The 19,332-nt window shown below is 43.9% G+C and carries 21 protein-coding genes and 1 other RNA gene; 14 read left to right on the top strand and 8 right to left on the bottom strand.

Translation table 11 applies throughout. The features are described 5' to 3' along the window. Nucleotides 1-31 precede the first annotated feature (31 nt). The 3 genes from M9194_RS10285 to M9194_RS10275 form a co-directional block, all read right to left on the bottom strand. Nucleotides 32-763 carry a DUF3379 domain-containing protein gene (locus M9194_RS10285; RefSeq protein ID WP_250612552.1) on the bottom strand — a complete coding sequence of 244 codons (732 nt, stop codon included), beginning with the start codon at nucleotides 761-763 and terminating at the stop codon, nucleotides 32-34. Next, nucleotides 756-1,259 carry a sigma-70 family RNA polymerase sigma factor gene (locus M9194_RS10280; RefSeq protein WP_284676564.1) on the bottom strand — a complete coding sequence of 168 codons (504 nt, stop codon included), beginning with the start codon at nucleotides 1,257-1,259 and terminating at the stop codon, nucleotides 756-758. Before M9194_RS10280 ends, M9194_RS10285 begins: the two co-directional genes overlap by 8 nt. Nucleotides 1,260-1,768: 509 nt before the next feature. Next, entirely contained in the window at nucleotides 1,769-2,305 is a 537-nt protein-coding gene (locus M9194_RS10275) for a hypothetical protein (protein WP_250612551.1), read from the bottom strand. A 269-nt stretch (nucleotides 2,306-2,574) separates the two neighbouring features. Between M9194_RS10275 and fadI the strand changes: the two genes are divergently transcribed. The 3 genes from fadI (at nucleotide 2,575) to M9194_RS10260 (ending at nucleotide 6,673) form a co-directional block, all read left to right on the top strand. After that, nucleotides 2,575-3,885, top strand: coding sequence for an acetyl-CoA C-acyltransferase FadI (fadI, locus tag M9194_RS10270; protein ID WP_250612550.1), 1,311 nt, complete (start codon nucleotides 2,575-2,577; stop codon nucleotides 3,883-3,885). Then, entirely contained in the window at nucleotides 3,882-6,002 is a 2,121-nt protein-coding gene (fadJ, locus tag M9194_RS10265; RefSeq protein ID WP_250612549.1) for a fatty acid oxidation complex subunit alpha FadJ, read from the top strand. The genes fadI and fadJ overlap by 4 nt, the downstream gene beginning before the upstream one ends. A 122-nt stretch (nucleotides 6,003-6,124) precedes the next feature. After that, entirely contained in the window at nucleotides 6,125-6,673 is a 549-nt protein-coding gene (locus tag M9194_RS10260) for an NAD(P)H nitroreductase (RefSeq protein ID WP_250612548.1), read from the top strand. A gap of 75 nt (nucleotides 6,674-6,748) precedes the next feature. On the opposite strand, the gene M9194_RS10255 is transcribed toward M9194_RS10260, so the two are convergent. After that, nucleotides 6,749-7,624 (bottom strand): LysR family transcriptional regulator, encoded by an 876-nt coding sequence (locus M9194_RS10255; RefSeq protein WP_250612547.1) that lies wholly within the window; start codon nucleotides 7,622-7,624, stop codon nucleotides 6,749-6,751. A 245-nt stretch (nucleotides 7,625-7,869) separates the two neighbouring features. On the opposite strand from M9194_RS10255, the gene M9194_RS10250 reads away from it, so the two are divergent. From M9194_RS10250 to recR, 6 genes are all read left to right on the top strand, one after another. Next, nucleotides 7,870-8,970 (top strand): response regulator, encoded by a 1,101-nt coding sequence (locus M9194_RS10250; RefSeq protein ID WP_250612546.1) that lies wholly within the window; start codon nucleotides 7,870-7,872, stop codon nucleotides 8,968-8,970. A gap of 94 nt (nucleotides 8,971-9,064) precedes the next feature. Further along, complete coding sequence (locus tag M9194_RS10245) at nucleotides 9,065-9,451, top strand: YbaN family protein (RefSeq protein WP_250612545.1); 387 nt, start codon at nucleotides 9,065-9,067, stop codon at nucleotides 9,449-9,451. A gap of 32 nt (nucleotides 9,452-9,483) precedes the next feature. Beyond that, nucleotides 9,484-10,029 (top strand): adenine phosphoribosyltransferase, encoded by a 546-nt coding sequence (gene apt / locus M9194_RS10240; protein WP_250612544.1) that lies wholly within the window; start codon nucleotides 9,484-9,486, stop codon nucleotides 10,027-10,029. A gap of 22 nt (nucleotides 10,030-10,051) precedes the next feature. Beyond that, nucleotides 10,052-12,247 carry a DNA polymerase III subunit gamma/tau gene (gene dnaX, locus M9194_RS10235; RefSeq protein ID WP_250612543.1) on the top strand — a complete coding sequence of 732 codons (2,196 nt, stop codon included), beginning with the start codon at nucleotides 10,052-10,054 and terminating at the stop codon, nucleotides 12,245-12,247. A 74-nt stretch (nucleotides 12,248-12,321) separates the two neighbouring features. Continuing rightward, nucleotides 12,322-12,651, top strand: a complete 330-nt coding sequence (locus M9194_RS10230) for a YbaB/EbfC family nucleoid-associated protein (RefSeq protein ID WP_250612542.1) — start codon at nucleotides 12,322-12,324, stop codon at nucleotides 12,649-12,651. Nucleotides 12,652-12,664: 13 nt separating this feature from the next. Continuing rightward, on the top strand, nucleotides 12,665-13,264 hold the full coding sequence (gene recR, locus M9194_RS10225; protein WP_250612541.1) for a recombination mediator RecR: 600 nt from the start codon (nucleotides 12,665-12,667) through the stop codon (nucleotides 13,262-13,264). Nucleotides 13,265-13,298: 34 nt separating this feature from the next. Here recR and M9194_RS10220 read toward each other — a convergent pair whose 3' ends face one another. After that, nucleotides 13,299-13,556: a YkgJ family cysteine cluster protein gene (locus M9194_RS10220; RefSeq protein WP_250612540.1), complete on the bottom strand. Its 258-nt coding sequence runs from the start codon at nucleotides 13,554-13,556 to the stop codon at nucleotides 13,299-13,301. A 127-nt stretch (nucleotides 13,557-13,683) separates the two neighbouring features. Between M9194_RS10220 and M9194_RS10215 the strand changes: the two genes are divergently transcribed. Next, nucleotides 13,684-14,136, top strand: coding sequence for a YcgN family cysteine cluster protein (locus tag M9194_RS10215; RefSeq protein ID WP_250612539.1), 453 nt, complete (start codon nucleotides 13,684-13,686; stop codon nucleotides 14,134-14,136). Nucleotides 14,137-14,139: 3 nt separating this feature from the next. Here M9194_RS10215 and M9194_RS10210 read toward each other — a convergent pair whose 3' ends face one another. Continuing rightward, nucleotides 14,140-14,619, bottom strand: a complete 480-nt coding sequence (locus M9194_RS10210) for an Lrp/AsnC family transcriptional regulator (protein WP_250612538.1) — start codon at nucleotides 14,617-14,619, stop codon at nucleotides 14,140-14,142. Between the two features lie 137 nt (nucleotides 14,620-14,756). On the opposite strand from M9194_RS10210, the gene M9194_RS10205 reads away from it, so the two are divergent. Together M9194_RS10205 and M9194_RS10200 are read left to right on the top strand one after the other, a co-directional pair. Continuing rightward, nucleotides 14,757-15,737, top strand: coding sequence for a hypothetical protein (locus M9194_RS10205; protein WP_431769402.1), 981 nt, complete (start codon nucleotides 14,757-14,759; stop codon nucleotides 15,735-15,737). 188 nt (nucleotides 15,738-15,925) lie between these two features. Further along, complete coding sequence (locus M9194_RS10200) at nucleotides 15,926-16,420, top strand: porin family protein (protein ID WP_250612536.1); 495 nt, start codon at nucleotides 15,926-15,928, stop codon at nucleotides 16,418-16,420. 21 nt (nucleotides 16,421-16,441) lie between these two features. Here the strand turns inward: M9194_RS10200 and M9194_RS10195 are convergent, their stop codons facing one another. Both M9194_RS10195 and M9194_RS10190 read right to left on the bottom strand, forming a co-directional pair. Further along, nucleotides 16,442-17,314 carry a PilZ domain-containing protein gene (locus M9194_RS10195; protein ID WP_250612535.1) on the bottom strand — a complete coding sequence of 291 codons (873 nt, stop codon included), beginning with the start codon at nucleotides 17,312-17,314 and terminating at the stop codon, nucleotides 16,442-16,444. A 126-nt stretch (nucleotides 17,315-17,440) separates the two neighbouring features. After that, complete coding sequence (locus M9194_RS10190) at nucleotides 17,441-17,746, bottom strand: MGMT family protein (protein ID WP_250612534.1); 306 nt, start codon at nucleotides 17,744-17,746, stop codon at nucleotides 17,441-17,443. Between the two features lie 54 nt (nucleotides 17,747-17,800). On the opposite strand from M9194_RS10190, the gene M9194_RS10185 reads away from it, so the two are divergent. Beyond that, entirely contained in the window at nucleotides 17,801-18,541 is a 741-nt protein-coding gene (locus tag M9194_RS10185; protein WP_250612533.1) for a VP0952 family biofilm-associated protein, read from the top strand. A gap of 194 nt (nucleotides 18,542-18,735) precedes the next feature. Next, an RNA gene (gene ffs, locus M9194_RS10180) (signal recognition particle sRNA small type) lies at nucleotides 18,736-18,832 on the top strand. The last annotated feature ends 500 nt before the right edge of the window (nucleotides 18,833-19,332 follow it).

Below are 19,332 nucleotides of genomic sequence, written 5' to 3'. Positions count from 1 at the left end.
GTTCAGCCCTTTGAGTTTTGGATCAATAGCATCAACTAGGCATAGGAAATAGCATAGCGGAAAGTTGCTTCGCGATTTTGTTTACGTTTTCGCCTTGTTCACCAACTAAAATTAAGCTGCTTGAGCCAATGGGTTCGACAATGCCAGACATACCGTCTTTATTAAAATCGATGGCTTGCTTTGATTCTATATTGGTGATGAATAAGGTGACCTTACCTTTCTCTCCTTGAAACACCATATGTAAAGCATTGGAAGTGCCAAAACCGCAATGATTTAGGTAGTACACATGGTAGGGGAAAGCTTTATCAAACTGATAGGCAAACGGCTGCAATTTAGCATTGATTTGCTGTGAACTGACTTTTTCGTCTAATTTATTCACAAATGGCTTTTCATCAATCACGTGTTTCATAGCGGTGGTTTGCAGGCTCGCTTGAGCGGGAGTAACGAATACGCCGCTCCATTTGACCTGACCGACAACAAGCCCGACTACAAACGCGACAGAGGCCGCTGTTGCCATTGCTCGTTTGGTAAAATTAGCCTTAACAACGTTGTTACTGCCAGATGAGCTTTGGTTGAACAATATGCGATCGGCGAGATCGTCAGGCACATCCACATTCATTGCGTTTGCTACTAGGCTATCAAGCTCTAGTATGTCATCTGCAAATTTAGTGTTTGCGTCACTTCTTTTGAGCGCCTCCAAAACTTCATTATCCCGATATTTGGGATCTGACATTATTTGGCGGCGAAATTCTAAATCATCCATTTTGCTGCCCTCGGTTGTCTTGTGAATCTAACATTTCCTTTAGCTGGTTACGTGCTCGAAAAAGTCGAGTCATCACGGTATTTTTGTTTAAGCCCAAGATGTCACTGATTTCTTCACCACTAAATCCACCAACGACTTGCAAAAATAATGGTTCACGATAATCGACATCGAGCTTCATAATCTGAGCTTGAACCCATTCTGACTGATGGTGTGGCTCATCGCTCACTTTGGCATCGTTGCCATGTTCATCAATATCCACTAAATCAAACTGCTTTCTTTCAAATCGTCTCGCGTTTTCTCGCCTGAGTATGGTGATTAACCAAGACTTCGCGGCCTTTTCATCCTGCAAACTATCAAGAGATTTCCATGCTCTCAGGCACGTCTCTTGGACCAAATCCTCCGAGATACTTTTATCTTTACACAGCCAAAAAGCGTAACGAAAAAGGTCTCGATGATAAGCCCTGACGAGGGCTTCGTATTTTCTTTGTCTGTCCATATCTAACCGGACCGGACCATTTGGGTTTTTCTTTCCAAATATTTTTCCAAATGCCACGTGAGCCTCCGTTTTGCTCTAGAGAGAACGAGTAACAACTAGATTGACTAACTATATCCTAGCTCAACTCGAAGGGTTTATAGGGGGATAAATATGCAAGCGACAGCGTCTCACATTTAACAGAACAAGGAGAAATTGATCCTTCTCAAAGTCATCATGTGATAGCAAACTTAATTACATGCAAAATTGATCTATTTCAAAATTTATTCATGGCGACAGGTTATAGTAGCTCCTGTCATCTGGTCAGTTGTTATGACTGGCACGTTGAGCAAGATGACACTTCCTTTTGAAGGCTGACTTTACTTTCTCCTAATCAGGAAACTGATTTTTCAATTGGCGTAAGTTAATTGCTTTATATTTCTGACCACACTTTCTAGTGTGGTTTTTTTTGTTTGAAACACGAGACCGATAAGAAGAAAAGCGCCTATGACAGGATAGGCGTTGTACAGTTTTTACCATGATGCTTGGCCATAATGAACATCGGTAAGTAATCGGTTGATGCCTTTCACTTCGCTAATCGTCTTAGTTTCAACAAGCAACGTATGTTTGCCGCCTTGCAGGTAGGGAGCATCATGGCCGAAAGTGATGACCTCGTCATCGTTTCCAGTTGCAACCGCAACATGGGCAAAATACTTATTACCATTGCCTTTGGCAGAAAAAAATACAATATCTCCTCTGTTCGGTGGGTCTGAAAACATACCTTTTTTAGTTAATCCTCCTTGCACCCAAGCATCGGGAGTACCGCCTGACATGCCACTTTGCATCTGCGCGATAATTAAATCGCCCGCTTGATCTTTGGTTAAGCGTCCGGTTTCGATCCCAGCGGCGATTGGCAGGTGAAAACAGCACAGCCCACATGTCATAAATTCAGGTTGCTGGTTATTTCTGGAGTCGGTTACCCAATGGTGGAACCCTCCAGTGCCAGCAGCAATCCATTTGAAACCAAAATTCTCAAACTGTTCGAGCTTTCTAGTGACGACCTCACTCATATAAAATCTCCGATGTTATAACCTTGTTATAATGTCGTTTAAAACGTTTGCTATGTGCTTACACGCGCCTTTCAATTCTATTAATCAACTGGATAAAAATAAAAGTATAATCATTTTAAAAAGATAAGCAGGTTACACTTTGCGTGGTATTTAGTGTTGAGCATCAACAAACTGTGCGCTGAAACCACGTTTTTTTAAACGGTTGTTTGAATGATGTAACAAATCCTCTACAATGTGACCAGGTCAGACCTCTATAACAAGGAGATTTCATGAGCACGCTGGATGTAAAAACGCGCTCAGGTGAGCGAGTGGCGATTGTCGCGGGTCTTAGAACGCCATTTGCGCGCCAAAGTACAGAATTCATACAAGTTCCGGCTGTGGATCTTGGAAAAATGGTAGTCAGTGAACTAATGGCTCAAACCGATCTATCCCCAGAACTCGTCGATCAAGTCGTGTTTGGTCAAGTGGTACAAATGCCTGAAGCTCCAAATATCGCACGAGAAATTGTGTTGGGAACGGGAATGAATGTCGCGACAGATGCATACAGTGTTACGCGAGCATGTGCAACAAGCTTCCAATCTGTGGTTAATGTTGCTGAAAGTATTATGGCCGGCTCAGTGGATATTGGTATTGCTGGTGGTGCAGACTCTTCTTCGGTGTTACCCATTGGAGTATCAAAAAAATTGGCTGCAGGGCTCCTTGCGTTAAGCAAAACCAAAACGCTGACTCAAAAATTAAAAGTCCTTAAAACGCTATCATTCAAAGATTTGGCACCTGTACCCCCCGCGGTTGCTGAGTATTCAACTGGATTATCGATGGGCCAAACCGCAGAGCAAATGGCCAAATCTCATACTATTACTCGTCAAGAACAAGATGCGCTGGCGCATCGCTCTCATACTCTAGCGGCTGAAGCTTGGGAGAGTGGAAAGATCTCTGGAGAGGTGATGACGGCATTCCCTGAGCCGTATAAGAAATGGCTAGAGAAAGACAATAACATCCGTTATGACTCTACCTTAGAAGGGTATGCCAAGCTTCGTCCAGCATTTGACCGTCAGTATGGTAGTGTAACGGCGGCCAATAGTACGCCCCTGACGGATGGGGCTGCCGCTATCATGTTGATGCGAGAAGGGAGAGCGAAAGAGCTAGGTTATACTCCATTGGGATATTTACGCTCTTACGCATTCTCGGCTATTGGCGTTGAGCACGATATGTTAATGGGACCATCGTATGCGACACCTATTGCGTTAGATAGGGCGGGCCTTGCTCTCTCTGATCTTGATTTAATTGATATGCATGAAGCGTTTGCCGCTCAAACTCTGTCCAACGTCAAAATGTTTGCCAGCAAATCTTTTGCCAAAGAAAAGCTGGGCCGCTCAAAACCAATTGGTGACATTGATATGGACAAGTTTAACGTTTTAGGCGGCTCGATTGCTTATGGTCATCCATTTGCTGCCACTGGTGCAAGAATGATCACTCAGACATTACGCGAGCTCAAACGTAGAGGCGGAGGTTTGGCATTAAACACCGCTTGTGCAGCGGGAGGGTTAGGTGCTGCAATGGTATTGGAGGCAGAAGCATGAGCACGAAAACAGCGTTTAGCTTAACCATTGATGACACTGATATAGCTTGGCTTGCGATAGATGTGCCGGGTGAAAAAATGAATACCTTGCAAGCTGAGTTTGTTGATCAGATGCAAAACATTTTTCAGCAGTTGGATGAAAAGTCTTCAGTGCTAAAGGGGATGATCGTCCACTCCAATAAACCCGATAATTTTGTGGCTGGTGCTGATGTTCGAATGCTGGAATCATGCAAAAGTGCAGCAGAAGCTGAAAATTTAGCTAAACAGGGTCAGACACTCTTTCAGCAATTGTCAGACTTACCTTATCCAGTTGTGGCTGCCATTCATGGCCCATGTTTAGGTGGTGGATTGGAACTTGCCTTAGCGTGCGACCACCGTGTTTGCAGTGATTCAGATATTACTCGTTTAGGGTTGCCCGAGGTACAACTTGGCATTTTGCCGGGCTCAGGTGGAACGCAACGTTTACCGAGGCTGATTGGTTTACTGCCCGCTCTAGACTTAGTCCTCACTGGCAAGCAATTAAGGGCGAAGAAAGCCAAGAAGTTGGGTCTGGTCGATGCCAGTGTACCGGAGAGTGTTTTACTCGAGGTAGCCAAAAAGCTTGTAGAGAAACACTCAGCCAAAAAAAGAAAGCCGAAAAAAGTCCCATTAAAAGAAAACCTAATGACCAATACCAACTTGGGACGAAAGGTCATTTTTGAACAGGCTGCGAAAAAAAGCAGCAAAAAGACACGTGGTAACTATCCTGCTGTGCCTGCCATCTTAGAAGTAATGCGTACGGGCTTTGAATCGGGAATGAACAAAGGCTTAAACATAGAAGCTAAACGTTTCGGTGAGCTTGTGATGTCCTCTGAATCTAAAGCGCTGCGTTCGATTTTCTTTTCAACCACTGAGATGAAAAAAGATAAAGGGGCAGACGCCGATCCTGTCAAGGTGATAAAGGCTGGAGTTCTCGGTGGTGGTTTGATGGGAGCGGGCATTAGTTATGTGAGTGTGAACAAAGCTGGTGTACCTGTACGAGTGAAAGACGTATCCAGTGATGGGGTGCTGAACGCCTTATCGTATAGTTATAAACTGCTTGAAAAGCAAAGAAAACGTCGAATCCTGTCTAAATCACAGCTGCAAAAGAAAATGTCGATGTTGACTGGTGGTACCGACTTTACTAGCTATAAAAACACCAACATTGTGGTTGAAGCGGTGTTTGAAGATCTGGCGTTAAAAAAACAGATGATTGCAGACATTGAAAGCCATACCAACAAAAATACCATTTTTGCCACCAACACGTCTTCGTTACCCATTCACCAGATAGCTGAAGGGGCGAAAAGGCCGGAAAATATTGTCGGTTTACACTATTTCAGCCCAGTTGAAAAAATGCCCCTGGTTGAAGTGATTCCTCACGAAACTACATCGCCACAGACCATTGCAACAACGGTCGAGTTTGCCCGAAAGCAAGGGAAAACGCCTATCGTAGTCAAAGATAAAGCCGGATTCTACGTCAATAGGATTTTAGCACCTTATATGAATCAGGCAGCATTTGCCTTACTGGAAGGGGAAGAGATAGAACGTCTCGATTCAGCTTTGCTTAACTTTGGTTTTCCGGTTGGTCCTATCACCTTACTCGATGAGGTAGGCATTGATATTGGTGCCAAAATCACGCCTATCCTAGTTAAGGAGCTTGGAGTGAGATTTCAGGGCCCAGATGTATTTGACCAACTACTAAACGACGGCAGGAAAGGGCGTAAGAGTGGCAAAGGATTTTATCTGTACAAAGGGAAAAAGAAGCAGGTTGATAAATCCGTATATAAATTATTGTCACTGAGTCCACAATCTAAATTGTCGGAAGAAGAAATCTCGATGCGATGTGTACTTCCCATGCTAAACGAAGCGGTTCGTTGTTTAGATGAAGGGATTATTGCAAGCGCAAGAGATGGTGATATTGGTGCTATTTTTGGGATTGGTTTTCCCCCTTTCCTAGGAGGCCCATTCAAATATATGGATAAGATTGGGGCGAAAAAGTTGGTGGAGATAATGAACGAGCACGCGCAAAAATATGGCGACGTATTTGCCCCTTGCGACGGTCTGTTAACTCGAGCTGGAAAAGAGGAGTCATTCTACTAACGCTGAGGTAGGGCTCACTATTTATCCGATGGACAGGTAACGTAGGCGAACGTATTAGCGTTCGCCTTTTTTCTTTTGTGGCGTTACTATTCTGAAAAACTAAGTAGAAAGAAGGATTGAAAATGGAAGCGTTAGATTTGCTTTTAAATCGCCGCTCAATTGCTAAGTTAATCGCGCCCGCTCCAGAGGGAAAAGCCTTGGAGAATATCATTCGAGCAGGTTTAAGAGCGCCTGATCATGCGGGACTTACGCCTTGGAAGTTTGTTATTTCCCAAGGTGAAGGGCTACAAAAGTTAGCAGATATTCTTGTCAACGCTGCTCAATCAGAAAGTCGTGAAGAAGCGGTTATAGAAAAGCTGAAAAAGGCACCATTTAGAGCTCCGATGGTGGTTACCGTCATTGCTAAAGTTAAGCAGCACGAGAAAGTTCCACCTCTTGAACAGTATTTGTCTGCGGGCTGTGCTGCCCAAGCGATGCAGCTGGCAGCGTGTGCGCAAGGCTTTCAGGGCTTTTGGCGCTCGGGTGAGTGGATGTTTCATCCACAGGTGCATAAAGCCTTTGGGTTAGAAGCTGGTGATGAAATCGTTGGCTTCCTGTATTTAGGTACGCCAGATTGTTCGCCAATGAAAGTACCGGATAGGGATCTCAGCCAATTCGTTGAGTTTATGTAATGTTGCTTTTGAAGTTGTTGAAAACTCGTTAAAAGAAAAAGACCCAGCTCGGGTCTTTTTCAGTGTGTGTGCCGGTTAGTGAATCTTATAAGCGATGACAAAGTCGATGAATAAGCGCACTTTCTCTGGTAAATGATCTTTGTGGTTATACAGCATATAGATATCGCGCGGGTTAGCACTCCAGTCTTCCAATACTCGTACTAGATCGCCTGCCTCAATATATTCCTTCAACATGACGTCTGGCATAAGAGTAATGCCTAGCCCTTCTGAGCAGGCGATTCTGACCACATCCAAGGTATTGGCTTGGAAGCGTCCTTTGTCGTTATTAACGATGGTCTCACCAGAAGAGTTAGTCAGTTGCCACTTCAATAACGGGTGGCCTTTTAGCAAAGAGTGGCTAGAAAGATCTTCGGCGTGTTTTGGCACTGGGCTGTTCGCCAAATAATCTGGGCTAGCGACTAGGATATCTTTGACTTCACTGATTTTTCGAGCAATTAAACTTGAATCTCGTTGCGGGCCAACACGGAATATGACATCCCACTCTGTTGGGTCAAGCTGATCGGCGTGGTTACTCGTTGTAAGCTCAATATTAATGTCTGGATATTGACGCATAAACTCGTTATACATCGGCATCATAGTGCGCTTGGTTAAGTTCGATGGCGCAGATATTTTTATCTTTCCTGCCGCGCCACGGCATTCATCAGTGAGCTCTTCCGCTGTCACCGATAAACGCTGAAGCAAAGGTGAACACTCTTGAAAAAAGCGCTCTCCGGCTTCCGTCAACGACAATTTGCGAGCATGTCGATTGAGTAGTCTAAGGTTTAACGAATCTTCTAGCGCCTGAACTCTCCGTGTAATAGTTGCTACTGGAATCATTGTTTTTCGGGACGTCGCGGTATAACTACCATTTTCCACAACCAGCCTAAATAAGTTCAGATCGTCTAATTTCATTTTTCCTGACACATTTTATTGCAAATTGACATAATTTATATGTATATCAGAACTCGAGGCTTGAGTCACTTGAAGTAGCTATAATTATCGCGTATCTGTACATATGATCGTACATATAGTATTTCACGCTGAGCAAAAGCGGAATATTTGTATAATTTCCATTTCAGGACTACTTTTAAATGAGTGCTCTAAAAAAATTAAAACCATAATAATTAACATGAAATGAGAACTAGAGGCGAAAGCTTATGTACGGAACTCATAAAATGGCTACTGTGGACTCGGTAAAAACTTCTGAAAATCAGAAACTTATAATGTTGGTTGATGATGACCCTATTTTCCGTCGAGTAACGAGCGGGTACTTAACTGCTCAGGGTTATGAAGTATTGGAAGCAGAAAATGGCTTGGACGGACTTCAGAAACTGCGTACGGCAGAACCTGATTTAATATTATGTGACATCGCAATGCCTGTACTTGACGGTATTGAGTTTGTCGAAGAAGTGAGTTTGGAATACCCCTCACTCCCCTTAATCGTCGTATCCGCGACAGAGGATATGTCTGATGTTGCTAAAGCTCTTAGATTTGGCATTAAAGACTTCCTACCTAAACCTATAGGAAACCATGAACACTTAACCAGTGCGATAGAAAACACCTTGGATGACACTTTCAATCATATTGCAGATCAACGCGATTTTTCTAGTCAATGGTTCCGCGTCGATGCTGGTGATATGCCGGAAGAGCAAGAGTTGCACTGGCACCTAGACTTTTTGCAGAAAAACCCAAGTGCGGCACGGGATTTACTGCATGCTCTGTTGCCTGAAAAAGACACATCTCAAGGCGCATGGAAATGTAGCTACCGATTACTTCAATCGACTGATATCATGCCGTTGGTGTTTGATTATGCGTGGTTGATGAATGGTCAGTTTGCGTTCTATTTGGTTGACTCCGCCAATGAAGACGGGCACGGAGTAGCGACTACACTTCTAGTGCGCGCTTTGTTCCACGATTATCTACGCAATTTAAAAAGCTTTAACGCTGATTTAAAAGATATGACGTATCTTTTGGAGAAAGGCATTGAATGCTCCGATTGTGCAAGCCCAGTAAAAGCACTATTTGGTATTGCTGACCTTTCTGAGGGCACAGTATCAATCTTACCTGCAGGGTTAGATGCACAGTGGTCGAACGGATATATTTCTCAGCACATTAGCGCTGGGACGTTACTGGGAGAAAACTGTACTAAGAACTTTATTGTGTCTGATTTGCCAGTTAATAGCGCAGGCCAACTATCCTTAAATCGGTTAGGCTCAAGCAGCTTTAGCATGGATATCCATCAAGCAAATAGCGCATAAATGCTCTGAGAATCTCTTTAACAATCACACTAGGGGCCAAATTTTCAATGGCTCCTTTTTATTGGAGAACAGTTGTATTGGAGACAAAGCTTTGGTGAAACGTTGGCTGTATACCAGTCTCGGTGTTTTCTTTGTTATCTTAGGTGGTATTGGTATCATTCTTCCGCTTTTACCTACGACGCCATTTCTGTTGCTGGCAAGTGCCTGCTTTTTGCGTGGTAGCGATAAATTTAGCCGCTGGTTACACTCTCATTCGCTATTTGGTCCCATGATTTCCGATTGGCACGAGCATCGGGCGGTGGCACGTTCGACAAAAAGATGGGGATTGGTTGTCATCACTGTATCATTTGCGGTATCCATTTGGCTGGTAGCGAATCTTTGGCTACAAGCATTTCTCGTATTGCTGTATCTTGTGCTGATTTGTGGATTTATCCGCTTACCGACTCTTGAGTTTGTTGCGAACAAACGCGAGAATATCTAGCACTACCTTTTCAGAGCGACTCGTCCAATATTATGACAACAGACAACATATCATTAATCAAATCTAGCATTAAAAGCATTCCAGATTATCCCAAGCCGGGCATCTTGTTTCGCGACGTGACTAGCCTTCTTGAAGATGCCGACGCGTATAAAGCTACGATTCAACTGTTGGTTGAGAAATATAAACAGTTTGGATTCACCAAAGTGGTCGGAACGGAAGCGCGTGGTTTCCTCTTTGGCGCGCCGTTGGCACTGGAGCTTGGTATTGGTTTTGTGCCCGTGCGTAAACCTGGCAAGCTACCAAGAAAAACGATTGGCCAATCTTATGACTTGGAGTATGGCACGGACGAGTTACACATCCATGTTGATTCAATTTCGTCACAGGATAAAGTGTTGGTTATCGATGATTTGCTTGCAACCGGAGGCACGATTGAAGCGACGGTCAAATTGATTCGCCAACTGGGTGGTCAAGTAGAGCATGCTGCGTTCGTTATCAATTTACCTGAGTTAGGTGGAGACAAACGCGTTGAAGCCTTGGGCATAGACGTATTCAGTATTTGTGAGTTTGAAGGTCATTGATGTCGATGAATTGGAAGCGTTCATGAGTTACCTTGCTTTAGCACGAAAGTGGCGACCGACAACATTCCAACAGGTTGTTGGTCAAACCCATGTTTTGACTGCACTGGAAAATGCGCTAGCGCATAATCGTTTGCACCATGCCTATTTATTTAGTGGGACGCGTGGCGTAGGAAAAACCACCATTGGTCGGTTGTTGGCGAAAGGTTTGAATTGTGAGACTGGCATCACTGCCACGCCGTGTGGTCAATGTGATACCTGTATGGAGATCGATCAGGGCCGATATGTTGACTTGTTAGAAATCGATGCGGCGTCACGTACCAAAGTTGAGGACACACGAGATCTACTGGATAACGTTCAGTACAAGCCAGCTCGTGGACGGTTTAAAGTTTATCTTATCGATGAAGTACACATGCTCTCGCGGCACAGCTTTAACGCTTTGCTTAAAACGTTAGAAGAGCCGCCCGAGTATGTGAAATTCTTATTGGCAACAACCGATCCACAAAAGTTACCAGTAACGATTCTATCTCGTTGTCTACAGTTCCACTTGAAACCGATTAGTGTTGATGACATACATCAACAGTTGGAATCAATTTTAAGCAAAGAGTCGGTGCCGTTTGAGCAAAGAGCGCTTGGGCTTCTTTCTCACGCTGCTGATGGCAGTATGCGAGATGCGCTTAGTTTAACGGACCAAGCGATAGCACTTGGCAATGGGCATATCAAAGCTGCGCTCGTTGCCGACATGCTAGGCACATTAGATACAGCACAAGCGATTCACTTGCTTGAAGCGATCAGCCAAAAGCAACCGCAAGCTGTAATGGAACAGATCCAACACTTTGCGGAAAACGGTGTGGATTGGGATGGCCTTCTTCAGCAGTTAGCAGCTCAGCTGCACCGAATAGCCATGTATCAAGCCCTGCCTACAACACTAGACTCGTCCCAACCAGACGCGGAAAAAGTGGCATTGCTCAGTCGGGCGTTAAACCCGCAAGACGTTCAACTGTTTTATCAGATCGCGATAAAGGGCAGAGACGACCTACCACGCTCACCCACAGAGCGCGCTGGCATCGAAATGATCGTGCTTAGGATGATGGCATTTCGGCCAGCAAAGACGATAAGTGCTAATGTTATCAGCACGGCTACTACCGAATCTGTGGCTATCAATGAATCTCAACCGATTCATGTTGAGAGGCCTGAAGCCGCCAGTTCATCTCTATCTCAAGTTTCGTCTCCATCTCAAAGTTCAACTGAGCTTGGGCATAGTCAGGCTTCATCAATGGAGCAAAATCAGTCCATGCCCGAGCCTTCTTATCCACTAGATGAGCAGCCCCCACTGGATAGTTATCATGACATTGACACCCAGGATACTGAGGTCAATGCATCTTCTTACACACCAGAGTCTTACGCCGTTGAATCAAATCAAGGTATCGCGGAAGAGATTCCAAGGTCACAGTCAACGACGGAACAGCCTAATGAGGATGGAGAATCACAAGCTTCGTCGATTGGTAGCCTAAGGCACCAGCTACGCTCTCGGAGAAAGGGGCTTAACACAGGGGATAAAAAAGGCGGAACTGGCGGAAAAAAGTTTGAGGCGGCACGGCCTTCGCGAGATTCTGTTCTACAAAGAGTCTCACAAAAGCATGACGGAACTTCTGTCGTGTCGCAAGTGTCAACAGAACAGCAGGTTGTTGAAATTGAAACACCTGTGGAGCCATATCAGTGGAAACCCTCTCAAGTTGTAGAGGATCTCCAATCTAAAGATTCTGATCTGACTCCGAGTCAGATTAAATCCGCATTGGAGCACATCAAAACGCCAGAAATGATGGAAAAACTTGTGCAAGAGTCGGTAGAGAAAGATGAATGGGCAGCGATTATTAGCCAGTTGAATACATCTAAGCTAGTAGAGCAGTTGGCACTCAATTCTTCTTTTTCCAAGTCAGGAACGTCAATAGCGCTGGCACTAAGGCAGAGCCATGCACATTTGAATACGGATAAAGCGAAACAGGAGCTGGTTGAAGCGATTGAAAAAGTGACAGGCAATCAGCATCAGTTGACCATCGAAGTAGGAGATACAGGTCTTACACCGTTTGAGCTTCGAGAAGAAATTTATCAACACAAATTGAAGTCTGCAATCCATACTTTAGAGAATGACGAAAACGTTCGATTTTTAAAGCAACGGTTTGTAGCGAACTTAGACACAGATAGCGTACGACCTATCTAATTAGTCTGTGGGGTTGAAAATGTGATGTTTCTCCCCCATAAACAGGATGTAACCATTAAATCAGAGAGATAAACATGTTTGGTAAAGGTGGCATGGGCAATTTAATGAAGCAAGCCCAGCAGATGCAAGAGCAAATGCAAAAGCTTCAAGAAGAAATCGCAAATATGGAAGTGACTGGTGAGTCAGGCGCTGGACTTGTAAAAGTCACCATTACAGGTAGCCACAGCGTTCGTCGTGTAAACATCGACGAAAGCCTAATGGAAGACGACAAAGAAATGCTTGAAGATCTTATCGCTGCAGCATTCAACGATGCAGCTCGTCGCGTCGAAGAGACACAAAAAGAGAGAATGTCTTCACTAACAGGTGGCATGCAATTACCACCTGGTATGAAAATGCCATTCTAACGACGGTTGTTTAATGCGTACCAGTCATATGCTGGAGCAATTGATGGAGGCCTTGCGTTGCTTACCTGGGGTTGGCCCCAAGTCAGCCCAACGCATGGCCTTTCATTTGTTACAGCGAGATAGAAAAGGTGGTTTACAATTGGCCGAGGCGTTAAGCCAAGCCATGACGGAAATCGGCCATTGTTCAGAGTGTCGAACTTTTACCGAACAAGATACTTGCCACATTTGCACCAACCCTAAGCGACAAGAAAACGGTCAAATCTGTGTGGTTGAAAGCCCTGCGGATATTTCAGCAGTGGAAGCAACAGGGCAGTATTCGGGTCGATATTTTGTACTCATGGGGCACCTATCGCCACTTGATGGAATTGGCCCAAGTGATATCGGACTCGATGTATTGGATTACCGATTGGGCCGAGGCGATGTTTCGGAAGTTATTCTGGCAACCAATCCCACGGTAGAAGGTGAGGCAACGGCTTACTATATCGCAGATTTATGTAAGGCTCACGAGGTGCACGCGACGCGTATCGCTCATGGTGTGCCGGTTGGGGGAGAGTTAGAGTTGGTAGATGGTACCACACTGTCTCATTCGCTATTAGGCCGTCAGAAATTGTAAGTTCTACATGAGCGGGTGGCAAAAATGATATCAATTAATCTTCTTTTGTCACCGATTCCAGCTCAATCAATGTCAGATACGCGTCGTCATTCGAACTCCCACAAATATCCGCACAAGGTGTAAATTCTAAGCAGACTTTAGGCCGCTCTGCCTTGCCAAATAGCCTGCACAAGTTTTCTTCGTTAAGCTGAATACAACGCTGCCCAGCTGGTTTACCATTCGGCATGCCGGGTATCGGAGATGAAATGCTTGGGGCAATACAACATGCGCCACAACCTAGCCGACAATTCATAATTAGCCTCACTTATTAAGGGGAGGCGGATAGTAACAAAAATTGTTCTCGATCACACGCGACTTGCACTTTTATTCATAGAGAGTTATAAAGCCAGGCAGAATCAACCGATACAAGCAACAGTCTTATGAGTAAACCATTTTGGCAGTCTAAATCCCTCGAGCAAATGAATGAGAAAGAGTGGGAGTCACTTTGCGATGGCTGTGGAAAATGTTGCCTACATAAGCTTGTCGATGAAGATACGGAAGAGCTGTATTACACCAATGTGGCTTGCAGTTGGTTAAATAGCGACACCTGCTCTTGTAAAGACTATCCAAATCGCTTTCAATCTGGAGAAGAGTGTTTAAAACTCACTCGTGAAAGTATCCCGCAATTTAATTGGCTACCAGATACCTGTGCTTATCGATTGCTTGCTGAAAATAAGCCATTACCCGTTTGGCATCCGTTGATCACTGGTTCCAAAGATGCGATGCATAAAGCCGGAGAAAGTGTAAAAAACAAAGTGGTGTACGAAATTGAGGTAGTGGATTGGGAGCAGCACATCGTAAACCATCCTTCAAAAAATCACAGCGCGAAATAATGGCTACCGATCCTTTGTTAGCCCCTTCAAGTCCACCTCTGTGGAGAACTTAACGGTACGCAGTGATACCGAGGTGTGAAATTTTCTAATGTTAAGCTGCGTGTGTAATACACGATCGACAAACTCTTCATACGCTTGAATGTCTTTCACGCATACGACGAGCAGGAAATCATAGTTGCCAGAGACTTGATAGCACTGGGTAATTTCTGGTGCCTGATCCATGGATCTTCGAAAGCGCTGGTAAATATCGGCCTGGTCTCTATCCATTTCCACTGACACAATCATGGTCAGTGTGTTACCGACCAACTTCGGGTTGATAATCGATACATCATCCACAATAACCTTTTCTTTCCTCAAGCGCTGAACTCTTTTAAGGCATGCTGGGGCAGAAAGGCCCACTTGATCAGCCAGTTCTATGTTAGAAAGTCGGTTGTTTTTTTGCAAAATCGCTAGAATTCGCAAATCCAGTCGGTCGATATCCATAAATTCCCTTCTTGGCTAATATCACCATAAATATTTCTTAGAATGATGAAAATAAGAAATAATGATAATTAAAAACTAACATTAAGAAATTTTGTAATCCACTCCAATAGTAGAATTTCAGCATGATTTGAAATGAAATGGAGTCCGCTATGGTGAAGTTTAATCAATTTTTCTACGAGCTAGGTTGTGAAATTGTCGAGGTTACCTTAACGCTGTTTAAGATCATGATTCCCGTTATGTTGATCATGAAAGTCGTGGAGGAAATGGGTGGCATTGACGTGATTAGCCGTGTACTTAGCCCCGTGATGAATATGGTGGGTTTACCAAGTGAGACCGGGATTGTTTGGGCGACGGCCCTACTCACAAATAACTATGCAGGCGTTGCGGTTTTGCTCAATCTGGGTATTTCTCTGACCATAGCTCAAGCTTCGGTGCTTGGAAGTATGATTCTTATTGCTCACTCATTACCGATTGAAGGTGCCATTGCTAAAAAAGCAGGGGTGAGCCTTTGGAGCACCGCTTTGCTTCGTTTAGGAGGTAGCGTGCTTTTTGGCTGGATACTGAGTCAGATATATTTATATTCAGGTGCCTTGAGTCAGCCTGCTGAACTGATTTGGCAGCCAGAAGTGGTAGCGGATCCCAGTTGGTCGGTATGGCTTGTTGAACAGGCAAAAAGCTTTGCTCTTATTGCTGCGGTGATTTCAGTGCTTATGTTGGTGTTAAAACTGCTTAAAATGATGGGTGTTGAAGCGCTAATTGCCGTACTGCTGAGGCCATTGTTTCGTATTCTTGGTATCAGTACAGAATCTACGAATTTAACAATGATAGGAGTGACATTGGGGATATCTTTTGGTGGCGGTTTGCTGATAAACGAAGCCGAGAAAGGGCATATTCCAGCAAGAGAGGTATTTACATCGGTTATGTTGTTAAATTTACTCCATAGCTTAATTGAAGATACACTGCTTATCCTTCTGATTGGTGCTGATTTTTACGCAATTTTTTGGGGCAGGATAGTATTTTCGGTACTCTTGGTTGCCATTATCTCTGCCGTGGTCCGAAATTTAGACACTAAATTTTGTGAAAAATACATTTATCGCAGTGTTTCCAACACGATTTAACTCGGTTGTAAAGCGCAAGCGGTTCCTTCTAATAAGCGGGTCGAGTTTAGCTCTCCAATGGGCTAAATTTGACCATAACTTGACTTTTAATGGGAGGTCATCTCCCTATTCAGCACTTTTTTCGATCAATAAAATACCCTTCTTATTTTGCCGGACTAAGGCATATTATTTATTTATGAAGGTTTACAATGAAAAAAGCCCTACTTGCGATGACGCTAGTGGCAGCCTCCACAGCGGCATGCGCAGATACTACATTTTTTGGTGGCTCGCAGCTTGGCGTAGCGAAGTTAGGAGATAACTCCTCGGCAACTTATGGCTTTCACCTTGGGGCTAGCTTGACTCGCTATTTGGGTGTTGAAGCGGGCTATCAATTTAATGGAAAGTTTGATCAATCGGGCTACAACAATACTTCTGACGACATTAAAGTAAAAGCGAGATATTTGGCTTTACGGCCAAACGTGGACATCGGTCGGATGAATATCTATCTTATTGCTGGTATGGATGATTATCAGATAACAGGTGCTCAAAACTACACTGAGACTCACACTGATCCTATGTATGGTGCTGGTGCTGAATATCACTTTACGCCAAGATTCTCACTTGGTTTGGGCTATACAACCTATCAGATGGAGCACGATGACATCCACGCTTTGACAATGAACTCTAGTTTCCATTTTGGTTAATGGAACATGAGTCAAGGTGATTTAAAGTTGATAGCGACTTAGGCTTTCATCGAACGATAATCGATTTAACAGCTCACAGGATGTCTCACAGCTTTCTTCTTTGAATTGGACGCCGTACTTCCAATAGTGGTTGCTGCGTTTCTTATTTTTGATGGTGCCGTGTAGAACAGTTTCATTTTCCTCTTCGTCATCGAGTTTGATTTCAATGCTGTCGCCAAGTTTATAACTCTTGTTTTCAAGGTCGATGACTACCTGGCAGCCACTGGCGGAAAAGTCACGGATGACACAAGCATGCTTATCCTCTTCAGGATTGATAATGCCGGGTATCAAAATTTCTAGACGTGCTTCAGCTCGTAAACCGAATACAGCGTCTGCTTCGGTAGGCAGGGTGATGAAAACGATGCTCTTGCCTGAACCCTCTAATGGCATAATAAATTCAAGTTGGCTCTTGAAATATATCCGAGCACCTTCTCCCTTCTGAGAAAGGGCACAAGCTTTGATCGGATTACCTTTTTGAAAATACAATTGAAATTGCTCTTGAGTGATATCTGGCGTTTCAAAAAGCACGTAGTTGTGAGAATGCATGCCGACGTACTTAGAGCGGCATTTAAGCGGTTTTTGGTTTGCGGTTGCGATGTAAAAAGCTAAGTCGCTTAAAGGTGAGACCAGTGACAGTGCATCTTCTCCTTTCATGACGGAGTTTTCTTTTGGGCCTTGATCGGCCGAAGTTTTTTCTTGTTCTGTTTCAGTCTCTTGGTCTTGTGCCTTTTCGGCTTCTTCTGCTTGGTTGCTTTCAGGTGCCGAGTCCGCCTCCTGCTTTGTTTCAGTCACAGGTTCCCCTGCCTCTGGTGCGGTTTCTATCTCTTGATCTGATTCATTAGCTAACTGAGTCATCTTTCATTCTTATTCTTGGCAAGCCATGTATAGTAAAGATACGACAATTTAACAAAATTTGGTGAAAAATAACTCAATTTGTGAGCTATTTTGGCTGGCTGCGAAACGAGTTTACCGAATTTCGTTTTACTCGGGATGCCATCGATATTGCTTGAGTCGAATTCGGCCATTTTCACTGATATTGACCTCTTCTTGTTCTAATAATTTTCTTTGCCTAGACGCAGCCTCACCTTTTAAGGAGATTTTCCCTTGGCTATTAATGACTCTAAACCAGGGTAATTTCGAGTCCCTTGGCATTTTGCTGAGGGCTTTTCCAACATGTCGTGCATAGCCCGGATAGCCTGCCATACGAGCCACTTCCCCGTAAGTGGTTACTTTCCCTTGAGGAATTTGAGAGATCACAAGCATGATCTGCTGTAAAAACTGGTCCATACTAAAAAAGTCCTAATTCAAAAAAGCTGCCAAGGATAGGTATAAGGAGAGGGCATGGTATTATCGATGTTTCAATTTGTATTCACCACTTTTCTTGCTGTTGTATGTGCTCGAGCTATCAGTTTAGGCGAAGGGGATATCCCAGTGTTAGCCATGCTTATTCCCGCATTGTGGATAATGCCTGAGCGAAAAATTGCTGGCGCGGTAATGATAGTAGCAATGACTGCCTACGGATTTACTTTGCCCAATCAGCCCGCCTCTGTATCGATTGCTGTCTGGATTATAATGCCATTATTAATGGTCATTTTCTCGAAAAGAAGCAGTGTGGGTGTGGTTTGGACCGCAGCACTTATTGTCGTCACGTTGCAAATTGGTCTAATGGTAACTCAGTCTTCAGGCAAAGTGTCTGGCAGTGCAATGATGACGGCTATCCAGACCTTTTCTATTGTCGCCATTTGGTGGGCAGCGAATAATTGGAAACCGACCAAACAACGCAGGTGGTGGTCTCTGATTTTAATTTTACCGCTATGGGTAGCTGGTTTATCCTTTGCAGCCGTTTTGTCTATTGCCCTGATCGGTATTATGGCTTCAATGGAAAGCTACATTAAGCCCAAATTCGAAGGATGGAATGAGCTGCTGTGCTGGGTCTTGCCGACCATCGCATTTGCATCCATGGTCGTGTCACTGGACATTGATGTACCGAGCCCAGTATTTGTTGTGTGGATCTGCTTGCTAGCCACTGCATGGATGACAGACTATATCCTGCGTGCAGAAGAAGAAAATGAAGAATTGTAAGTTAAAGTCGGTTGGTAGTGCGGTGTGCATGGCGTCATTTGGCGATAATCCATCCCGGTTTGCACATTTGCTAGTCAGTCGTACATAATTAGAAGAATTTTCTTTGTTTTAGTCTTGATTTGAGCTTACGTATGCTTGATAATCCTCACCACTTGCTAAGCGTTAAAGCGCTATCAAAACAGAATCTATGGAGGCTCTGGTCCTCCCGCAACAATAGCTCGTGAACTCGGTCAGGACCGGAAGGTAGCAGCCGCAGCGTGTGACTTGTGTGCCGGGATGTGGCTGGAGCTTCCACCCTTTCTATTATCGCCATGCTACATATCTATAATAATGGCGACTTTCGTTTATAGCTCTACGTATCAACCAGTACATAGTCTCTTCTTTTGGGTATTATTTACCTCGATAAAATTTTATTATTAAATTAATCAAAAAAGATTCATTCATCTAGTTTATTGCGTGACTGTCTGAATACAAATTGTTCAGTTTATTATTAGACTTTTCTTGACTTCACTCCCTTTCACACTCATCATACCAGTTAATAACTCATTGTACTGACACCATTATCCGATCGAAACAGTTGGTATGGTTCAAACAACAAATGCTCTTAACGTGATTTTCTACGTATAATTAATATGCGCCACTTATTGCATATTTGACCAAAACTGTCTGTCCTATGTATTCTAAATTGCATATGGCAAATTAAATTGGGTGAGTAAGCTTAATAACACCCAAGTCTAAGCCAAGAAGAGCGTGTTTTTACTGAAAACCAACCTGAACCCATCGCTACTACT

The organism is Vibrio sinus (genome assembly GCF_023634645.1).
Lineage (GTDB): Bacteria > Pseudomonadota > Gammaproteobacteria > Enterobacterales > Vibrionaceae > Vibrio > Vibrio sinus.
This window is presented reverse-complemented; position numbering and strand designations above follow the sequence as displayed.